This window comes from Croceitalea sp. MTPC5 (assembly GCF_036985505.1).
GTDB lineage: Bacteria > Bacteroidota > Bacteroidia > Flavobacteriales > Flavobacteriaceae > Croceitalea.
Window position 1 is genome coordinate 174,299 of the sequence record NZ_BTGQ01000004.1, and the last position, 19,852, is coordinate 194,150.

17 protein-coding genes are annotated in these 19,852 nt (G+C 39.6%); 12 read left to right on the forward strand and 5 right to left on the reverse strand.

Translation table 11 applies throughout. The features are described 5' to 3' along the window. The first annotated feature begins 53 nt into the window (after positions 1–53). On the forward strand, positions 54–1,118 hold the full coding sequence (locus tag AACM45_RS13510; RefSeq protein WP_339143344.1) for a branched-chain amino acid aminotransferase: 1,065 nt from the start codon (positions 54–56) through the stop codon (positions 1,116–1,118). 22 nt (positions 1,119–1,140) lie between these two features. Here AACM45_RS13510 and AACM45_RS13515 read toward each other — a convergent pair whose 3' ends face one another. Next, on the reverse strand, positions 1,141–1,530 hold the full coding sequence (locus AACM45_RS13515) for a nucleoside triphosphate pyrophosphohydrolase family protein (RefSeq protein WP_339143345.1): 390 nt from the start codon (positions 1,528–1,530) through the stop codon (positions 1,141–1,143). Between the two features lie 345 nt (positions 1,531–1,875). On the opposite strand from AACM45_RS13515, the gene AACM45_RS13520 reads away from it, so the two are divergent. The 5 genes from AACM45_RS13520 to AACM45_RS13540 all read left to right on the forward strand — a co-directional run bounded on the left by AACM45_RS13520 (position 1,876) and on the right by AACM45_RS13540 (position 5,459). Then, positions 1,876–2,055 (forward strand): hypothetical protein, encoded by a 180-nt coding sequence (locus tag AACM45_RS13520; protein WP_339143347.1) that lies wholly within the window; start codon positions 1,876–1,878, stop codon positions 2,053–2,055. A gap of 16 nt (positions 2,056–2,071) precedes the next feature. After that, on the forward strand, positions 2,072–2,443 hold the full coding sequence (gene crcB, locus AACM45_RS13525) for a fluoride efflux transporter CrcB (RefSeq protein WP_339143348.1): 372 nt from the start codon (positions 2,072–2,074) through the stop codon (positions 2,441–2,443). A 224-nt stretch (positions 2,444–2,667) separates the two neighbouring features. Beyond that, a complete protein-coding gene (locus AACM45_RS13530) occupies positions 2,668–3,006 on the forward strand; it encodes a P-II family nitrogen regulator (protein ID WP_339143349.1) in 339 nt (112 codons plus the stop codon). Positions 3,007–3,033: 27 nt separating this feature from the next. Next, entirely contained in the window at positions 3,034–4,272 is a 1,239-nt protein-coding gene (locus tag AACM45_RS13535) for an ammonium transporter (protein WP_339143350.1), read from the forward strand. A gap of 119 nt (positions 4,273–4,391) precedes the next feature. Then, positions 4,392–5,459: an outer membrane beta-barrel protein gene (locus tag AACM45_RS13540; RefSeq protein WP_339143351.1), complete on the forward strand. Its 1,068-nt coding sequence runs from the start codon at positions 4,392–4,394 to the stop codon at positions 5,457–5,459. 49 nt (positions 5,460–5,508) lie between these two features. Here the strand turns inward: AACM45_RS13540 and AACM45_RS13545 are convergent, their stop codons facing one another. Then, positions 5,509–6,144, reverse strand: a complete 636-nt coding sequence (locus AACM45_RS13545; RefSeq protein WP_339143352.1) for a DUF1684 domain-containing protein — start codon at positions 6,142–6,144, stop codon at positions 5,509–5,511. A gap of 150 nt (positions 6,145–6,294) precedes the next feature. On the opposite strand from AACM45_RS13545, the gene AACM45_RS13550 reads away from it, so the two are divergent. Then, positions 6,295–6,963 (forward strand): DJ-1/PfpI family protein, encoded by a 669-nt coding sequence (locus tag AACM45_RS13550; protein WP_445227733.1) that lies wholly within the window; start codon positions 6,295–6,297, stop codon positions 6,961–6,963. Here the strand turns inward: AACM45_RS13550 and AACM45_RS13555 are convergent. After that, a complete protein-coding gene (locus AACM45_RS13555; RefSeq protein ID WP_339143355.1) occupies positions 6,950–8,368 on the reverse strand; it encodes an alpha/beta hydrolase in 1,419 nt (472 codons plus the stop codon). The genes AACM45_RS13550 and AACM45_RS13555 overlap by 14 nt on opposite strands. A 54-nt stretch (positions 8,369–8,422) precedes the next feature. After that, positions 8,423–8,866 carry an Lrp/AsnC family transcriptional regulator gene (locus AACM45_RS13560; protein ID WP_339143356.1) on the reverse strand — a complete coding sequence of 148 codons (444 nt, stop codon included), beginning with the start codon at positions 8,864–8,866 and terminating at the stop codon, positions 8,423–8,425. 112 nt (positions 8,867–8,978) lie between these two features. Here AACM45_RS13560 and AACM45_RS13565 point away from each other — a divergent pair, with 112 nt between their 5' ends. Beyond that, positions 8,979–9,380 (forward strand): hypothetical protein, encoded by a 402-nt coding sequence (locus AACM45_RS13565; RefSeq protein WP_339143358.1) that lies wholly within the window; start codon positions 8,979–8,981, stop codon positions 9,378–9,380. A 67-nt stretch (positions 9,381–9,447) separates the two neighbouring features. Here AACM45_RS13565 and AACM45_RS13570 read toward each other — a convergent pair whose 3' ends face one another. Then, a complete protein-coding gene (locus AACM45_RS13570) occupies positions 9,448–12,900 on the reverse strand; it encodes a methylmalonyl-CoA mutase family protein (protein ID WP_339143772.1) in 3,453 nt (1,150 codons plus the stop codon). Between the two features lie 142 nt (positions 12,901–13,042). Between AACM45_RS13570 and purU the strand changes: the two genes are divergently transcribed. The 4 genes from purU (at position 13,043) to AACM45_RS13590 (ending at position 19,832) form a co-directional block, all read left to right on the forward strand. Beyond that, a complete protein-coding gene (purU, locus tag AACM45_RS13575) occupies positions 13,043–13,849 on the forward strand; it encodes a formyltetrahydrofolate deformylase (RefSeq protein ID WP_339143359.1) in 807 nt (268 codons plus the stop codon). A gap of 93 nt (positions 13,850–13,942) precedes the next feature. Beyond that, positions 13,943–14,653 carry a DUF4197 domain-containing protein gene (locus AACM45_RS13580; protein ID WP_339143361.1) on the forward strand — a complete coding sequence of 237 codons (711 nt, stop codon included), beginning with the start codon at positions 13,943–13,945 and terminating at the stop codon, positions 14,651–14,653. A 411-nt stretch (positions 14,654–15,064) separates the two neighbouring features. Beyond that, positions 15,065–16,534, forward strand: coding sequence for a helix-turn-helix transcriptional regulator (locus AACM45_RS13585; RefSeq protein ID WP_339143363.1), 1,470 nt, complete (start codon positions 15,065–15,067; stop codon positions 16,532–16,534). A 229-nt stretch (positions 16,535–16,763) separates the two neighbouring features. Beyond that, positions 16,764–19,832, forward strand: coding sequence for a SusC/RagA family TonB-linked outer membrane protein (locus AACM45_RS13590; protein ID WP_339143364.1), 3,069 nt, complete (start codon positions 16,764–16,766; stop codon positions 19,830–19,832). Positions 19,833–19,852: the final 20 nt, after the last annotated feature.

Consider the following 19,852-nt stretch of genomic DNA (forward strand, 5'->3'; position numbering starts at 1 on the left):
AACAAATAAAACTTACGAGAAATAGCTAATTTTATTGTTCATAATTTACGATCATGGAGGTAGCGTCAAGAAAAATAAACGTTGAAAAATCAAAAACCACCAAAATCAATGATGTTGATTTTGACAATTTAAAGTTTGGTAGCGTTTATACAGATCATATGTTGGTTTGTGATTATAAAAATGGGAGATGGGAAAACCCAAAAATTACACCCTATCAACCAATAAGTTTAAATCCCGCTTCAAAAATCTTCCATTACGGGCAATCCATCTTTGAAGGAATGAAAGCGTATAAAGACGCTAATGGGGAAGCATGGCTTTTCAGGCCTTTGGACAACCACAAACGATTGAATATCTCGGCGCGCAGATTGGCAATACCCGAAATTCCCCAAGAACACTTCATGGAAGGATTGACCGCATTGTTGAATTTAGAGAAAGACTGGATTCCGACCACCCCCGGAAGCTCTTTATATATTCGCCCGTTCATATTTGCCTCTGGTGAGGGTTTTCATGCCTCACCGGCCGATGAGTACAAGTTCATCATTTGTTTTGCTCCGTCAGGCCCTTATTTCTCAGGAAAAGTAAGTGTTTTGATAGAAGAAAAGTATTCGAGATCCGCCAATGGTGGTGTAGGTTATGCAAAAGCGGGCGGTAATTATGCCGGACAGTTCTATCCAACGCAGCTGGCCATTGAAAAAGGATATAACCAAGTTATTTGGACCGATGATAACACCCATGAATATATTGAGGAAGCTGGCGCAATGAACATCTTCATTCGCATTGGGGATACTTTGCTAACGGGCCCGACCAGTGATAGAATACTTGACGGAATTACGCGTAAAAGCATTTTAGAACTGGCGAATGTTCAGGGAATCAAAACAGAGGTACGTAAAATAAGTGTTTCGGAAGTTGTGGAGGCCGCCAAATCAGGTACCCTTAAGGAAATGTTCGGGGCGGGAACCGCTGCGGTAATTTCGCCGATAGCCACCTTTGGTTACCAAGGCACGGATTACGATTTACCTGAACTTCCGGATAGTTACGCATCTCAATTGAAAAAGAGCATTACCGATATTCAATACAACAAATCGGAAGATAAATTTGGTTGGCGCCATAAGGTTTAAATAAAAACACCCGAGGGCGCTTTTACTGTTGGTCTAAAACCTTTTTTATGTTAGGCTTAAAGTAGTTTGGTCCTTTTAAGACCTTACCGTCTTCTCGGTAAATCGGTTTTCCATCGCTATCAAGCTTGCTCATATTGCTTCGTTGAATCTCTTCAAAGACCTCGTCTATTTTATACTGCATTCCGTGTTCGAGAATAGTACCGCACAAGATATAGAGCATATCACCCAACGCATCGGCGACTTCCAACATATCATTATCATTGGCCGCTTCGAGATATTCCTTATTTTCCTCGTCCATTAAATTAAATCTCAGTTCGTTCTTCGCTTTCCCAAGATCGGCTTTTGGGGAATTGGATACTCCCAAACCAAAAGAACGGTGAAATAACTCTACTGCTTCTATTTTGTTTTTCATTGGTTATTTATTGCATTAGCTTTGCGTAAAAATAAAGAAACTATGTCGTTCACGACAGGACAGCTTGTTTTTGCCATACTGTTTATTGTTGGCTTTGTAGCAACAATGGTAATCCTTTACAAAAAGGATAGAAATTTACACGCCAAAAATTACAGTGGTGTTAAATGGGTGCTTTTTTCCTTTATCATTTTTATAGTTTTTCTTTTTCTGATCAAACACTTCCTGAAAAATTAACACTATTCTTGCTTACACCACAAAAATCAAATCATTTACAACATTCTGGGCATTTCCCTCGTACAACATAAGAAAAGGTGTACTTTTGTTAAACAAACCTTAATCAATACGATGATAACTTTTTTTGGCATATTATTCGGGTTACTTATTGTCAATGCATTGCTACTGATTTTCAGCGTTAATGGGGCGATGGACAGATTTAAAAAGCCTGTCCGAAAAATCTCCACCCTTGGTGTTACCAAGTTGCTACCCTCAGAGTACGACGAGGCTGAATACAAAAAAGCAGTTTAGTTTGTACATTTAAGGCATGAAACAGGCCTTACTTGTATTTCTAGGCGGTGGCTTGGGTAGTGCCTTACGCTATCTTATCGCAAAAAACTTAAATCCCCTCTTTCAGGGTTTTTTTCTAGGTACTTTTTTGGTGAATGTTGTTGGTTGTTTGCTAATCGGCTTTTTAATGGGTATGTCCTTAAAAAGTAAATGGTTGGGCGAAAACCAGCTTTTATTATTGGTGACCGGCTTTTGCGGCGGTTTTACGACGTTTTCAGCATTTGCATTTGAAAAGTACACCCTTATCAAGACCGGTGATCTGTATAATTTTTCGTTTTACACGCTTGCCAGTATTTTATTGGGCATACTGGCGGTACTGGCCGGTATTTGGGTCGCAAAACTGCTCTGACACCCTTTTCACTACACCTTTTATTTAATTCTATGACACGCGAACCCTATCGCTGCATTTGTTTAAAATATCCATTTTCTCAATTTATTAATATTAAATTAACATACCCTTAATTTTTAAGGGTTCAATTTTCAAATTTCGTAAAAATGATAGCCAGCCCCCTATTTTAGAATGGGTTAGTTACATATTCATATATATTTGACGCTGAACTAACAAAATCAATTATGAAAAAAATCGAGGCAATTATTCGAAAATCAAAATTTGATGAAGTTAAAAAGGCACTTCATGAGATTGAGGTCAATTTCTTTAGTTACTGGGATGTTACTGGGGTTGGCAATGAAAAACAAGGACATGTATATCGCGGCATAACGTATAGTACCACGGATATACAAAGAAGGTATTTAGTGATTGTAGTTTCTGATGAATTCTTACAACCCACGGTAGATACTTTGATCAAAACCGCTTCTACAGGTAATGTAGGTGATGGAAAGATTTTTGTTTCTGAAGTTTCAGAAGCTTATAGAATACGAACCGGGGAAAGCGGAAGCGCTGGTATCAACTAAAACCAACCAACTATTAATATTTTTTTTATGGAAGCAGGATTATTTACAGCAAACAACGTTTGGATGATGGTGTGTACCGCACTGGTCTTCTTTATGCATTTAGGATTTTCTTTTTTGGAAATAGGATTAACAAGGCAGAAAAACACTGTCAATATTTTATTTAAAAACGTGTTCATCATATGTGTAGGGCTATTACTCTATTACATAGGTGGATTCAATTTAATGTACCCAGGTTTTGAAGATGGCGACTTGGGTATTTTCAAATTCGCGGGTTTCGGTATTGCGGCACCTGAAAATGGCATGACCCCTGATTATGCCGATGGAGGTTATACATGGTGGACGGACTTTTTGTTTCAGGGCATGTTCGCCGCCACAGCAGCGACCATTGTATCCGGTGCGGTAGCAGAACGCGTAAAACTGGGTGGTTTCATGATATTCACCGTGCTTTATGTAGGCTTGGTATATCCTATCGTAGGTGCCTGGAAATGGGGCGGCGGATGGTTGGACAACCTAGGCTTTTATGATTTTGCCGGATCGACTTTAGTCCACTCCGTTGGTGGCTGGGCGGCATTGATTGCCATTTACCTTTTAGGTGCTAGAAAAGGCAAATTCGATGCGGAAGGAAAACCGAAGGCGATACCAGGTCACAACCTTCCTTTGGCAGCTGCCGGAGTGTTGATATTATGGTTGGGTTGGTTTGGCTTTAATGGGGGTTCGGTACTCTCAGCCGATCCTGAACTTACTTCATTGGTCTTGGTAACCACATGTCTTGCCGCAGCAGCCGGTGGTGTTTCGGCATTCGTTACGTCAACCGTAATGTATAAGAATTACGATTTGACCATGTTCTTAAATGGTATTTTGGGCGGTCTAGTTGGTATTACTGCAGGTGCAGATCAAATGTCACCCAACGAAGCCGTCACTATTGGGCTACTCGCAGGCATCATCATTGTATTCGGTGTAGCACTGATAGATAAACTAAAGCTGGACGATCCAGTAGGTGCGGTAGCGGTGCACCTAATCTGTGGTATTTGGGGTACCCTTGCCGTTGGTATTTTCGGGGCCATGGCAAGTTTTGACCAATTCTTGATACAATTGGCAGGCGTAGGTGCGGCGGCAACATTCTGTTCGCTAACGGCATTCATCATTTTAATTGCGATCAAGAAAACTTCAGGACTCCGGGTTTCTGAAAAGGAAGAAGTCGAAGGCCTTGATATTCATGAGCATGGAATGGACGCCTATGCAGATTTTAGAATGAACCAACATTAATAAATATCATAAAAAAACGGAGCGTTTTGCAGAACGCTCCGTACAATAACCCTTTCAATTCAGAATTTCATCATTCAATTATTAACCCCATAATATATGGGACAATAACTATTATTCTTATGAAAACGATTATAAATACAAAGTTCGCAAAAAAAATTTTCCTAGCAGGTTTTGCATTGGTTTCAACGGCTATTGTCGCGCAAGAAACCGAAGAATCCACAAGCCCATTTTCTTTATCCGGCAGCATTGATACTTATTTCAGAACCACCTTTAATGATGCAGGTGAAGCCACGACGGCGACACCAACATCATTTGCGAACCAAACAGGTTTTGCCTTGGGAATGGCAAACTTAATAGGTGCTTACGAAACTGGTTCGACCGGATTGGTAGTCGACTTGGTTTTTGGCCCCAGGGGAACTGAAGCCACTTTTGAAAATGATGTTTTAAATGGTATTATCAATCAGGCATACGCTTACTGGAACGTTACTGACAAGACAACGCTTACTATTGGTCGTTTCAATACTTGGGTAGGTTATGAGGTAATTGCCCCAGCCGCAAATTTTAATTACAGTGTTTCTTACCTGTTCTCTAACGGACCTTTTTCCCATTTAGGAGTTAAAGCTGATTTTGAATTATCAGATGATGTAAGTTTGATGTTAGCTGTAACCAATCCTTGGGATACCAACGATATAAGTGGCACTGGTGAGTATGCATTAGGCGGTCAGTTGGGTGCATATGGTCAATACCTTAACCTTTACTACGATAGTGGTAGTAATGGTGGTTTAGGGTTCGAAATCGACTATACTGGGGGATTTGATGTCACGGAAGACTTTTTTCTCGGTATCAATGCTGCCTACAATACTAATTCCAATACAGAAATTGAAGGTGGGGGAACCACAACGACAGGATTTTATGGGGCTGCCCTTTACCCTCAATACGCTACATCTGAAAGTTTTTCCATTGGCTTGAGAGGAGAGTATTTTGCTTTTACCCAAGATGATTTTGATGATGTGCCAGTACTCGGGTTAACCCTTACTGGTAGTTTCACCAAAGATAATTTGATTATCAAACCTGAAATCCGTTTGGATAGCTTCGGAAATGACAATGAACCTTTTTTAGATAGCGATGGTCTCGCTACCAACAACCTTTCGTCTTTCTTAGTTGCGGCAATCTACACATTCAATTAATAGCACCTGATAATCGATAGCACTGATCCCTTGGTATTGTACCAAGGGATTATTTTTTTATAAAATCCCGTACTCCTGCCAAAACCTTGGTATTCAAATAATTTTGCCTCGGAACCAGGGGGCAGGAGTACTTTTTATTGTAAACACAATACGGATTATAGGCCTTGTTGAAATCAATGATCAAGGTATCTGAATTTGGTATGCTCAAGTCAATATACCTACCACCGCCATAAGTCTCTTCGCCATTGGTTTCATCTAAAAAGGGTAAAAACAGATAATCACGGTACTTTTCCTGTTTGATCAATTCAGGACTTTGGTAGATTTCCAATCGATGCTGTTTTCCGTTCAATTCAAAATGTGCAATACCGTAAACGACTTCCGTAGTATTGTCACCCCCAGTATTTGGCAGTAAAAAGGGTTTTGCATCAGCAGTGCGCTCAAATCGTGCTTTGACGATATAGGCCTCATTGGGTTTAAAAAAATCCAACCCCTCAAAATTCTTTCGATACCTGTCGGGCAAGGGTGAGGTCTCAGGGTCTTTATATTCTTCGTTTAACTTATTTTGAAATGCTATAATGGACCGCACTGCCTCTGAAGCGGGTTTCAAAACCGATTTCTTATGGTATTTTTTTCCACCTTCACACGAAATCAATACCAAAACCAATAAAAACAAAATCTGTCGCATGGGCCAAAAATACAACGAAACTGTTTTATTCTTTGAACACGTGTCGTACTTTGCACGTCAAACCTATCCGTCTGCATGAAACAATTTCACCTTATTGTATTTACCGTAATCTTATTGACCTCTTGCAATCATGAGGCATCTAAAAAACCCATGGATAAAATTGATAAGCAACAACGCACAGTGCCTAAAATCGAACCTGGACGCTATAATGTCGCTTTTCTAATAATGAACGGTGTATACAACACTGAATTTACGGCCCCATTTGATATTTTTCAGCACACCCAGTTTAGAAAAGGGATTAAAGCGATGAATACCTTTACGGTTGCGAACACCCTTGATCCCATTACCTCTTTCGAGGGGGTTCGAATTTTACCTGATTTTGATTATACGAAAGACCAACTTCCGAAAATAGATATTCTTGTGATACCGAGTGCCGAACATCATTTAGATACCGATTTGAAAGATACGGTTATGCTTGATTTCGTTAAAAAAGTAGACCAACGGGCCCTATTCATGACCTCACATTGCGATGGGGCATTTGTGCTTGCCAAGGCTGGTCTGTTAGATAGTGTTGCTTCTACGACATTTCCCAGCGACATTAAAACCTATGAGAATATGTTCCCTGATTTGGAAGTAAAAAAAGACGTGCTTTTTGTGCATGATGGCAAGTACATTACCTCTGCCGGAGGCGCAAAGAGTTTTGAAGCGGCATTGTATTTATGCGAACACTTGTATGGCAAACAAATTGCACGATCCTTAGCTGGCGGACTGGTCATTGATTGGCAATTGGAAGCAATTCCGCACTTTATTCGTCCTTGATTTCGTAGCGCGCACCTTTAAGGTATTTTTCTACTATTTCATTGAACTCGGGTGTTATTCTAAAAAGTGTGGTATGTTCTATCGAATATAGCTTTTCCGTATCCTTAAAACCCTTTTTCAATACTTCTTCCAGATAAAAGAGCGCCGTTCCGTAATCATCGTTTTTAGCACTTATTGAGATAACTTCCAGATAATTATCATAAATATCCGGTTGTGTAATCGTTTTCAACATATATAAAAAAATCAATGCCGCCTCATCTACGGTCTCCTCAAGTTTGAGTAAGACGATATTATCTTCTATTAATGCATTGAGATAGGCTTTTAGACGCGTTCCCATCTCTTGTTCCACCTTACTATCCCCAAAAATGAAACCATTGAGTTGTGTCATTTGATAATTCCACCAACCAAGGTTTTTGTAGTTGTAGGTTAAAACATCTTCTTGAAGAAAGTAATTGAAATCTTCCCTTTTTAAACTTTCCTTGAAAAAAGCAGCACTTTCATTTCGTTTTAAACTGCGGTATAATTTATCCTTTTTAAGGTTACGCTGCGCTGTTCTCAATGAGTCAACATCTACATAGGTCCTAAATGCAGAGAGGGTTTCGGTCATGGCGTGGTGCGCCAATAAAAGTTTTTTCTCTTGTTGCAGCAGTCTTATATCACTTAGTTTTTCTTGAAAAAGCTTTTGGATCAAAACTGAGTCTTTGGCGAGATTCCCTTTGGTCATTGCACTTAAATTGAATAAGTCTAGGGCTTCTTCCAAATAACCACTCGCAGGGTATTTGCCAACTCCCTCATATACGAGAATGGTATTCTTGAATTTTAACTTGTTCAGCGCTTTTTTATCCTCTAAAAGGGTAGTATAATTGAAATCGTTCACACCAACGATACCTATAAAATAAAATTGGTTTTTTGGCGCCAAGAGTTCTAGATTTGCTACCGCGGCCCCGACAGAAACAGTTCCTTCAATCTCTTTGATAAACACGGGAACCAAGTTTGCGAACCGGCCACCGTTTTCAAAACCGGCAGTATAGGTCCTGCCCTTATGAATCGGCAAAAGAGTAATGAGTTTTTCGATGGCACGTTGCGAGATCGCCATATTTTTAGCTAGGGAAATAGAGTCGTGAATTGAATTTGGAGCGGCTAAAATAAAGCCCTTCTTTTCAGCTGCATCCTTAAAAACGCTTAAGGCCTGTTTTGCCCTACCACCCATTTCAAAAACAACTATCAAAGGCCATTTTCGTTTGAGGTCGAACTTTTTTGGCAAATAAAGTGCAAAACTCTCCTTCAAGGAGTCATTACTAATGATGGAGTCAATAAGCTGTCCTTTTTGCAATCGCAATTCTTGTGAATGGCTGAATTGCATGCTCATTGCGAGTAAAAACAATACCAGGTATTTCTTTTTCATATTCCTGAAGATATCAAAAATCTAGCCAAACCTTTCACAAAATAAATATTTTGGTCACTTGATGGTGAAAGCATTTGAAATTACATCAGACAACACAATATGCGTTCTTGTTTCACCGTATGTAATCAATTTGTCAATAAACTTTTCAAGGTGAAACTGGTCTTTAAGAACCACTTCCATGATTATATTTTCATTTCCGGTGATGCGATAACAATTTAGCACCTCTTCAAAGGTCTTCACCACATCAAGAAACGGTTTTAGCTTACCGGCAAAAGCCCTTAAAGTAATTACGGCCCTGAGTTGACGACCCAAATGCACATGTGAGATGATGGTCTTATACCCATCGATTATCCCCAAGTCTTCCATTTTTTTTACCCGTTCAGCTACTGCGGGTGAGGTGAGGCCAACTTCACGCCCTATTTCGGCAAAAGTAGCCCTTGCGTTCTTTTGAAGACACTTTAAAATCTTCTTATTTAGCTCGTCTACTTTAATATCCATAGTAAAACTTCGTAAAATATTTTAAATATAAATACATATAGGATTTTAACTTGTTATCAATAAGTTAAATAATCCTTATACGATGTATCTTTATGGTACATTTTAAAGAAAAATGAGGAGTAGTAATACAAGTGCACAATTGGTTTATCAAAAGTCTTTAGCCCTTAAAGACCTTAGTAACGCTATTGCGAATTACTTTTCATATGACGGCAATTTTTTTTCTTATGATCAGAAATTGGGGCTTCGAAATGACATCGCATATGCGCTGTTGATAGATGCCTCATTGATTGCGGTTACCGTCGAACAAGCAACGAAATCCTCATCTAAAACCTTACGGAACAAGAATCTTACTTTTGTCAATGTTATGACCCGTAATATTCTTTCGTACTGCAATGGCTTAGAAAAAGATGGCGTAAAGGAAAAAGAATACATCAACCTTCTCAGAAGGGAAATAAAGGTGTTCAGAAAATCTTTCAAACAGTGGAGAAAGTCACTTATTATCAGTGATGATTGATGTCCGCAAGTATGTTTTTTAGGCCACCTTTTATATCAACCTAAGCCTTATCAAAGTATTAGTATCATTACATATTTCGTCGATACTGGCCACCAACTGCGAATAGGGCATTGGTAATCTCGCCCAACGAGCAATATTTGGCCACTTCCATAAGTTTTTCGAAGATATTTTGGTTGGCGATTGCTGTTTCTTGCAATTCGGCCAGAAGTTTTTTGGACTTGCCCTGATTGCCCTGTTGTAAATTTTTAAGTGTAGTGATTTGATTTTCCTTCTCCGTTTTAGTTGCCCTTATAACCTCAGCAGGTAAAATGGTGGGGGACCCTTTTGAGCTTAAAAAAGTGTTCACCCCGATAATAGGAAATTCGCCGGTGTGCTTTAAGGTTTCATAATGCAAACTTTCTTCTTGTATTTTTGAACGTTGGTACATGGTCTCCATAGCACCGAGTACTCCCCCACGTTCCGTAATTCTGTCAAACTCTAAAAGCACGGCCTCTTCAACTAGATTGGTAAGTTCTTCAATAATGAACGAACCTTGAAGTGGGTTCTCATTTTTGGCCAGTCCGAGTTCTTTGTTGATAATCAATTGAATGGCCATTGCCCGGCGCACTGACTCTTCCGTTGGTGTTGTGATGGCTTCATCATAGGCATTCGTATGCAGCGAATTGCAATTATCATAAATTGCGTAAAGGGCCTGCAACGTCGTACGAATATCATTAAAATCTATTTCTTGGGCATGTAGACTACGACCTGAGGTTTGAATATGGTACTTTAACATCTGGGCACGTGGGCCAGCCCCGTACTTTTCACGCATTGCCTTGGCCCAGATTCGTCTGGCAACTCGCCCAATAACCGCATACTCGGGGTCTATGCCATTTGAAAAGAAGAACGATAGATTAGGACCGAACTTGTCAATATCCATCCCACGGCTTAGGTAATACTCCACATACGTAAAACCATTGGATAGGGTAAAGGCCAATTGGGATATTGGGTTGGCCCCAGCTTCAGCGATATGGTACCCAGAAATGGATACCGAATAAAAGTTACGAATGTTATGATCGATAAAATAGGCCTGCACATCACCCATAAGGCGTAAAGCAAACTCCGTAGAAAAAATGCAGGTGTTCTGGGCTTGGTCTTCTTTTAGGATATCAGCCTGTACCGTACCCCTCACTTGATGTAGCGTTCTTCTTTTAATATCATTATAGACCTCTAATGGAAGTACCTCATCACCCGTTACCCCCAATAATAGCAGCCCCAGACCGTTATTTCCTTCTGGCAACTCCCCAGCATATTGAGGCCTGTCGACCCCCTTGTCTTTGTATAGCGCCGTAATTTTTTGGGTTATCTCTTTTTGTAATCCATTTTCAAGTATGTATTTTTCGCAGTTTTGATCAATCGCGGCATTCATAAAAAAAGCAAGCAACATCGGTGCAGGACCATTTATGGTCATACTCACCGAGGTCATGGAATCACTCAAATCAAACCCGGAGTATAGTTTTTTGGCATCGTCTAAACAACAAATGGAAACCCCTGCATTTCCAATCTTACCGTAAATATCCGGGCGATAATCGGGGTCGTTACCGTATAAGGTAACAGAATCAAAAGCGGTAGACAAGCGTTTGGCCGGCATCCCTAGACTTACATAATGGAATCTACGATTGGTACGTTCTGGCCCGCCTTCTCCCGCGAACATCCTAGTGGGATCCTCACCCGTTCTTTTAAAAGGATAGATACCCGCGGTGTATGGAAATTCGCCTGGAACATTCTCTTGCAGCATCCATTGCAACAGATCCCCCCAAGCTTTGAATTTCGGCAAAGCCACTTTGGGAATATCAGAATGGGAAAGCGATTTACTATGTGTTTCAATCTGAATTTCCTTTTCCCTTACCTTAAAGGAATAGATTGGTTCGTTATAACGTTTTACAAGGCTATTCCAGTTAAAGATCATCTCCCAGTTATGCGGGTTCAAATCCATTTTGACCTTGTCAAATTCCTTAATAAGTAAAGAAAGTAGGTCTTTGTTCAAGGCCTCGCCATCTTTAAAAATGCGTTCTTCATCCAAACCGGACCTCTTTAGATATCCGTAATCATTCGCTGTATGGTTTTTATTAATGACCGAGCAAATTGTAGTAAAGATGCCGTAAAGTTTTTGGGCAATATGGGTCTGTTTGACCACACTATCATCATAGGCCCTATTGGTTTCCGAAATTTCAGAAAGGTATCTTGTACGTGCGGGAGGTATCACAAAAGTCTTTTCAGAATTTTCATCGCCTATCGCAAGATGGGATACCAAACTTGCATCTGCTTTGTCACACAAGGTATCCATCACTTTTTTATACAAGCGGTTCATACCGGGATCATTGAACTGAGAGGCGATGGTACCAAAAATGGGAAGGCTTTCTTGAGCGACGTCCCACAGGTTATGATTGCGCACATACTGCTTTTTAACATCCCTAAGGGCATCTAAAGCACCACGTTTGTCAAACTTATTAATGGCTACGATATCGGCAAAATCAAGCATGTCAATTTTCTCAAGTTGCGTTGCCGCCCCAAACTCTGGTGTCATCACATATAAGGACACATCGCTATGTTCGAGAATTTCAGTATCTGATTGCCCAATACCAGAAGTCTCCAGTATTATCAAATCAAATTGCGCCGCTTTCAATATTTGCACCGCCTCACTAACATATTTTGACAAAGCTAAATTTGATTGTCTGGTGGCCAAAGACCGCATATAAACACGGTTGTTCTTTATCGCATTCATTCTGATACGATCCCCCAAAAGCGCTCCGCCAGTTTTACGTTTTGAAGGGTCAACTGAAATGATACCTATATCCTTATCCTCAAAATCCAGTAAAAACCTGCGGATCAACTCATCGACCAAACTTGACTTTCCGGCTCCACCGGTACCGGTAATACCCAGAACGGGAATTTTTTCATTTACCGTAATTTTCGAGAAGTGCTTTTCGAACTCCCCATGCCTATTTTCAGCTAATGAAATCAATCGCGCAATAGTATTCACATCTTTGGTGGCCAGTAAACCTTCGATAGTACTATTTTGTTCAATCTCAAGTTTAGGAACATGGTTATCGCAGGTTTTGACCAAATCATTGATCATGCCCTGTAATCCCATTTCCCTGCCATCATCCGGCGAATAGATTCGAGTGATACCGTAATCCATCAATGCTTTGATTTCCTTCGGAAGGATTACACCGCCGCCACCACCGAAAATCTTAATATGCCCTGCATTCCTTTCTTGGAGCAAATCAAACATATATTTGAAGTATTCATTATGACCTCCCTGATATGAGGTCATGGCAATGGCATTGGCGTCTTCTTGTATGGCACAATCCACCACCTCGGCAACACTTCTATCATGGCCTAAATGAATTACTTCAACCCCAGTTGATTGTATAATTCTTCGCATGATATTTATTGCTGCATCATGGCCATCAAAAAGCGATGCTGCGGTTACGATGCGAATCTTGTTTTTAGGTACGTAGGGCCTTACTTGCTCCATCATTCAAAATAGGTCAAAAATTGTATTGCAATTTACGAAAAATGTAAAAAAAACTAACTTTTAATCATAATTTTACAAAAAAATATCACTTAAAGGTTTGCTTTTTTAGAATAGTATAATTTTACTATTCTAAAGACTTCTTGTGAAACTAACTATCTTAATTTATTGTCCCGATCAAAAGGGTATCATTAACGCAGTCACCAACTTTCTCTACGTAAAAGGTGGAAATATCGTGTACTTAGATCAGCACGTCGATAAAGAAACAGGTATATTCTTTATGAGGCTCGAAAGTGAGTTTCAAAACGCCCCTAAGCTATCGGAGTTGCGTACTGATTTTGAGTCTGACCTGGTCATGCCATTTCAAATGCAGTGGCGTTTTTATGAGCATGGCAACAAACCCAAAATGGCCATTTTTGTTTCAAAATACGATCATTGCCTTTATGACCTTTTAGGACGCTATAATTCAGGGGAATTACAGGTTGAGATTCCGTTCATCTTAAGTAATCATAATGATTTATCACGTGTAGCCCAGCAATTCAAGATACCGTTCCATCACGTTCCTGTTTCCAAAGCCATCAAAACCGAAGCGGAACAAACCCAAATTAGGTTATTAAAAGCACATCATGTCGATTTTATCGTACTTGCAAGGTATATGCAAATTATCAACACCCCATTGATCAAGGCATATACAAACAAGATCATCAATATACACCACTCTTTTCTACCGGCATTTGCAGGCGCAAAACCCTATCATGCCGCTTTTAAACGAGGGGTAAAGATTATTGGTGCCACAAGCCATTATGTTACCGAAGAGCTTGATGCCGGGCCGATAATAGCCCAAGACGTAACACCTGTTTCCCATGCCCATAGTATTAAAGACTTTATTGCCAAAGGGCGCGACCTAGAAAAAATAGTACTTTCAAATGCGGTACGACTGCATGTAGCGTGAAAGACCATGGTTTATAACAATAAGACCGTTATTTTTACATAATCAAGTAGTGGTCGTCACATAACGCCCTAGTCTAATCCCTAAATCAAAAAAATGAAAAAAATAATAATATGCCTGGTCACCCTTCAACTCATTTCAAGTTGTAATGAATTACAACAAGTGGTCAATCAGCTACCACAAAGTGGGACCTTAGGTAACGATGAAATTGCAAATGGCCTAAAACAGGCTTTAAATTTTGGCATTGAAAAACAGGTCACCAAACTAAGTGGTGAAAATGGTTTTTTCAAAAACGAACTAGTCAAGATCTTATTACCCGATGAACTGAAAAAGGTAGACAAGACATTGCGTAGTATCGGGCTTGGAAAGCTCGCTGATGAAGGACTAAAGGTTTTAAATCGTGCAGCTGAAGATGCCGTAGGTGAGGCCACACCAATTTTTGTTGATGCCGTAAAGAACATTACCTTCAATGATGCCAAAAACATTTTACTGGGCAATGACGATGCAGCTACTTCTTTTCTGAAACAACAGACCGAAAACGCACTATACACAAAGTTCAATCCCATAATCGATAAATCGTTTAAAAAAGTAGGTGCTGATCAAATTTGGTCAAACCTTATCACCAAATACAACAACTTACCACTTACGACCAACGTAAATCCCGATTTAACAGATTATGTGACTACGGAATCCCTTAAGGGTGTATATACCATGATTGCAATCGAAGAGAAGGAAATACGAACAAAAACATCATCTAGAACGACAGCATTACTCAAACGCGTGTTTGCCCTACAGGATCGTGATTAACTTTTATTTAATATGGCCACATTACAATAAAGGTTTTTATCCCCCGTTATAACTTTAACAGAATAAGGCAATTATAACAAATTGCTAAAGTTTAATTAACCTCACTTTTGAGGTATTGATTGAATTTTGTACGAGTTATTTGAGTTAGCATTTTTTTGAGTTAGTTAGTTTAGGAAACCGATGTTCGCATCGGTTTTTTTTTATTTAAAAATGAAACATATAACTGGTGCCATTTAGCATTTTATAAAGGTAAAATCTTATCGGGACTTACATTTTCAGTTGATTTTTGAGGGCTTTGTTTGTTAAAATTTTATAACTTGTAGGGAGTGCTAATTCATCAATCATCAAATGGGGCCCCTGAAAACCTCCTTTTTTCTGCTGTTCCTCTGGGTATCAAATGTTACATTTGGTATGGGGATTCCTTTGCCTACAGTCGTTAAAGATGTTGGGTATCATCAAGTTTTTTTAAAGGACTCCATAAAATTGGCCGATTACCATTATAACCTACAACAATACCAAAAAGCAATTCCGTTATATCAAAAAGGGGTTGATTTCGATGTAAAAAACAAGGGGAAATACCTAAAAAAATTGGCGCTTTGCGAAGCGGGCTTAGGAAATTCAAAAAAATCCACAGCGTATTTAGAACAACTTCTCATCACTGATTTCGATGTTGATTTTATCAATCATGAAGGTTTTGATAAAATAAGGTCAACTTCAGAATTCAAGTCCCTTGATGAAAAATATATCCCAAAGCATAATATTTGGTCCTTTGTTTACCTATTTATTGCGGCAATCGGTTTCTACACGGCCATTTTAATCAACTTTAACAAGAAAATCGAAGTATCCGCAAGACTCTTGATCAGTGCTTTTATTTTCATCCATTCCGTTTTTATTTTTCACATCAGTATTGCCGTTTCCAATTATCAATATGAATATCCGCATTCTTATTTAATGTCCACCGGGTTTTCTTTTTTGTATGGGCCACTACTATACCTCTATTTTCGAAAAGTAGTATTGAATAAGAAGTTTGGGTACGCCGATTTGCTCCATTTGATCCCTACCCTTGTTTTCTTGGTTTACATCATTCCCATATATACACTATCACATACCGAAAAACTAAGTCTGATGTTGCAAAGGGTCAGACAAGGTCTCAATCCTTCCGATTCTGAACTTCTGGTACTCCTTGTATTATTGAAACTCACCTCGTTGATAGTCTATGGCTATTTTATACGAAAATTGTATTTCATAAACTCAAAAAAAGTCGCTGCGCAGAATGGCAATAATGTTTGGCAGCGAAACCTATATGCCATACATATGCTTTACGTATGTTCGTATGGTGCTTACGGCATATTGATCAGTAATACCATAGCCTCAGGGGTCCTCTATCATTTTCAGGTTTTGAGTATGGCCTTAATGGTGCTGTATTTAGGATATTCAGCCAATATTCAGCCTATTGTTTTCAATGGCGTTCTTCGCTATACGAATCAATTGTTTCCTAAATATGAAAAATCAGGACTCACCTTCAGTCTCTCCCTAGAACTCAAGAACAACCTTGAACATTTATTCGAGGTTGATAAGATATATAAAGAGAACACCATCAATCTTGAAATGGTTGCCGAAAGGCTCAATACCACCAGGCATAATACTTCGCAAATCATCAATGAACATTTCAATTTAAGTTTTCACGAGTTGGTCAATAAATATCGTATTCAAGAGGCAAAAGAAATATTATGCGATGACCAACAAAGAAATTTGAACATCATCGATATTGCCTATGAAGTTGGTTACAATAATAAAGTTACCTTCAATAAGGCCTTCAAGAAAGACACACAATTGACCCCAAGCCAGTTTCTAAAACTTATGCCACCACTTCGGGCGTAAATTATTGGTAAAGATTCTTCGGGTAGGTAAACGTTTATAGGAATTACCTGAAAAGGCCCATGCACACTGTTAATTTGAGTTAATAACTAAAAATGTAAGCAGCCCTGTTGTACATACACTTTAAATGAAAGACTGGGTTTTCGGTCTCATTTTCCTCAAGCGTATTATTTGAATTAGTCAGCAAAAATTCAGGGCTGCCACTACATTTTTCTCAAAACAATAGTTAAGTATGAAAAACAGAACACATTGGTTGTGCATGCTTTTTTTGATTGGATTTTTTTCCGCAGCAGCACAACAGAACACGGTATCGGGTATTGTAACCGATTTTGAAGGTGTTCCATTACCAGGGGTTAATATTCTGGTCAAGGGAACAATTACAGGAACACAATCAGATTTTGATGGCAACTATGTTATTGAAGCAAATTCTGGTGATATCCTGGTATTTTCTTATTTGGGTCAAAAAACAGTTGAAATAGCTGTTGGTACATCAAATACTTTAAACATTACCATGGAACAGGATGCGCAGGCCCTTGAAGAAGTTGTGGTCATTGGTTATGGCACAAAAACAAGGGACGAACTGACATCTGCGGTATCTACTGTGCAAGCGGAGGATATTGCATCCTTTGTAGCTACCACTAGTATCGACAATATATTGCAAGGACAGGCAGCCGGTGTACAAGTAACCGCTACTAATGGAAGACCTGGGAATACAGGTTTTGTACGGGTACGTGGTGTAGGTACTTTTAATCAAAATTCTACCCCATTGTATGTTGTTGATGGCGTTCCAGTAGACCCTACAAACGTAAACCAAATCAATCCAAATGATATCCAAAACGTATCAATACTCAAGGACGCTGCCACTGCTTCCAGGTATGGTTCAAGGGCGGCCAACGGTGTAGTGTTGATTACGACCAAACAAGGTAGAAAAGGGGATGCACAGGTCACGCTTACACAAACCGTAGGTTTTACGCAACGCATCCAAGACAACTTCGATATTTTCGATATCGAAGGAAAATTGGAGTATGAAAGACAACTGGCAGAGTTGGGGGTGGCTCCCGCATTAACTTTACCAGGAGCCACAGCAACTGCGGAAGAACGGCAATTCCTAATTGACAATGCAGTAGACCATGAAGAAGAACTACTAAGAAAAGGTTTTATACAAACAACAAATCTTTCCGTATCAGGCGGAACAGAGAAATTGAGCTATTTCTTCTCAGCCGGATATAGCGAGGATACCGGTATTGTACAAAGGGCGCAACCTTTTAGACGTTATACGGCAAGGTTGAACACCACATATCAAGCCAAGGACTGGTTAACCATTGGGGTTAACGCCAATTTTGCAAGATCTTCAGAACAACGCTTAAGGGAGGGCAGGAACAACGTACAGAATCCATTTGTTGCCCCTTTCCAATACAATCCTTATAATACGATCTTTGTTTTGGACGATAACGGGGACTTTCTTCTAGATGAAGAAGGAGAGCGGATATTTAGCCAAAGTTTTCCTCTAGCATTCAACGTTGCTGAGGCCATTATCAACAACTTGGATTTAAGGACAAATCTACAGTCTATTGCTACAGGATATGCTGATATTAAGTTTTCAGAAAACTTTTCCAATAAATTTCAAATAGGTATTAGTAACGATAGATTCAACAGACAGGTAATAATCCGTCCTTTTTCTAGATTGGACGCTTTTATTAGAACACCAGGAGCTCCGGGACAATCTACTAGAAATGGCAGTAATGACTTTGAATACAACATCTCAAATGTCTTTTCCTTTGATAAATCTTTTGGGAAGAGCAAGGTCAACGCGAGTTTGCTTTTTGAGTACAATGAAAACGTACTTGATTTGTTTTCCCTGACCGGAGAAGGGTTCCCTACAGATCAACTAGATGTCATATCGATTACCTCCCTGCCCACGGACGTTAGTTCCGATAGGGTGAGGAACACCCTCTTTTCACAAGGGCTTTTTGCAGATTACAACTATGACGACCGCTATATCTTTTCGGCTTCCGTAAGACGTGACGGGTCTTCAAGATTTGGACCGAGCAATAGGTTTGGATATTTTGGTAGTGGTGCGGTCGCATGGAACATCCATAACGAAGGATTCTTGAAAGATAGTTTTTTTGATGCCTTAAAACTCAGAGCTTCTTATGGTACTTCTGGAAACCAAAATTTTGGGGGCATTGTAGCTAACAGTTTCAACAGTTTTACCTTTTTAGAGTTATTGGATTTTGGGGCTGGAAATGGAAGGTCAAACGTATCTCCAGCCGGAGCTGCGAATCCAGAAATCAAATGGGAGGCTCAAGAAGTATTGGACATCGGATTGGAATATGCTTTTTGGAAAAATCGTGTTCGTGGGGTAGTTGACTACTTTCAAAGAACTTCTAACGACCTGTTATCCCCATTCAACCTTTCCGGCACCGTTGGGGACGAGAACAATCAGGTAACAGCGAATATCGGGGAAATACGAAATAACGGTCTTGAATTTGAATTGAGCGTTGATGCTATACAAAACCAAAACGTGCGATGGACTTTGGGTGGAAATGTTTTGTTCATTGATAATGAAGTAATCGAATTGGTTAACGGTATCGATCAATTCAGGGGAACTGGGGGAACCAACAGATTAGCCCTAAGAGAAGGGGAAGAAGTAAATACCTATAACTTGGTAAGGTACGCGGGAGTCAATAGCCAAACCGGAGCTCCTCAATATTTAGATGCAGATGGAAATATTACAGAAACCTTCCGTGCAAGTGATGCCGTAGTACTTTCTGGAAAGTCTCCAAACGCCAATATAGAAGGAGGGTTCTTTTCCAATTTTAGCTATAAGGGATTTAGCTTGGGCACTAATTTTAGTTTTAGATTTGGCAACTATATCTACAACAGTGCTGCACAAGCCCTTCTTCAAGATGGTAATGGTGTGAACCAACAACAACGGACCGATGCCTTGAATTTTTGGAGAAATCCCGGGGATACTAATGTTTTGCCTAGTCCACTTTTTAGAAACGAAGCAAATCAGATTTCGGATAGATTTCTTCAAAAGGGGGATTTTATACGCCTTAGGAACCTGACCTTAGGATATTCCTTGCCAGGAAAATTTGTGGACAAACTTCCAATTCAAGGGCTTAGGGTATTCTTACAAGGACAGAACCTTTGGACTTTTAGGCCCAATTTTGATGGAGATCCTGAAATTGGAAGTGGTTCAACAGAACAGGGTGGTTTTCAAACCTCTGGATCACAGAACCTGTTCAACTACCCCAACGTACAGACCTATAGTTTTGGAATTGAGGTCAACTTTTAATCATATCTAAATCTAAAAGT

What these genes read in the sequence shown, in the direction of transcription:
- AACM45_RS13510 (WP_339143344.1), top strand. Translation starts at nt 54, where the DNA reads ATGGAGGTAGCGTCAAGAAAAATAAACGTTGAAAAATCAAAAACCACC.
- AACM45_RS13515 (WP_339143345.1), bottom strand. Translation starts at nt 1,530, where the DNA reads ATGAAAAACAAAATAGAAGCAGTAGAGTTATTTCACCGTTCTTTTGGT.
- AACM45_RS13520 (WP_339143347.1), top strand. Translation starts at nt 1,876, where the DNA reads ATGATAACTTTTTTTGGCATATTATTCGGGTTACTTATTGTCAATGCA.
- crcB (WP_339143348.1), top strand. Translation starts at nt 2,072, where the DNA reads ATGAAACAGGCCTTACTTGTATTTCTAGGCGGTGGCTTGGGTAGTGCC.
- AACM45_RS13530 (WP_339143349.1), top strand. Translation starts at nt 2,668, where the DNA reads ATGAAAAAAATCGAGGCAATTATTCGAAAATCAAAATTTGATGAAGTT.
- AACM45_RS13535 (WP_339143350.1), top strand. Translation starts at nt 3,034, where the DNA reads ATGGAAGCAGGATTATTTACAGCAAACAACGTTTGGATGATGGTGTGT.
- AACM45_RS13540 (WP_339143351.1), top strand. Translation starts at nt 4,392, where the DNA reads ATGAAAACGATTATAAATACAAAGTTCGCAAAAAAAATTTTCCTAGCA.
- AACM45_RS13545 (WP_339143352.1), bottom strand. Translation starts at nt 6,144, where the DNA reads ATGCGACAGATTTTGTTTTTATTGGTTTTGGTATTGATTTCGTGTGAA.
- AACM45_RS13550 (WP_445227733.1), top strand. Translation starts at nt 6,295, where the DNA reads ATGGATAAAATTGATAAGCAACAACGCACAGTGCCTAAAATCGAACCT.
- AACM45_RS13555 (WP_339143355.1), bottom strand. Translation starts at nt 8,368, where the DNA reads ATGAAAAAGAAATACCTGGTATTGTTTTTACTCGCAATGAGCATGCAA.
- AACM45_RS13560 (WP_339143356.1), bottom strand. Translation starts at nt 8,866, where the DNA reads ATGGATATTAAAGTAGACGAGCTAAATAAGAAGATTTTAAAGTGTCTT.
- AACM45_RS13565 (WP_339143358.1), top strand. Translation starts at nt 8,979, where the DNA reads ATGAGGAGTAGTAATACAAGTGCACAATTGGTTTATCAAAAGTCTTTA.
- AACM45_RS13570 (WP_339143772.1), bottom strand. Translation starts at nt 12,900, where the DNA reads ATGGAGCAAGTAAGGCCCTACGTACCTAAAAACAAGATTCGCATCGTA.
- AACM45_RS13580 (WP_339143361.1), top strand. Translation starts at nt 13,943, where the DNA reads ATGAAAAAAATAATAATATGCCTGGTCACCCTTCAACTCATTTCAAGT.
- AACM45_RS13585 (WP_339143363.1), top strand. Translation starts at nt 15,065, where the DNA reads ATGGGGATTCCTTTGCCTACAGTCGTTAAAGATGTTGGGTATCATCAA.
- AACM45_RS13590 (WP_339143364.1), top strand. Translation starts at nt 16,764, where the DNA reads ATGAAAAACAGAACACATTGGTTGTGCATGCTTTTTTTGATTGGATTT.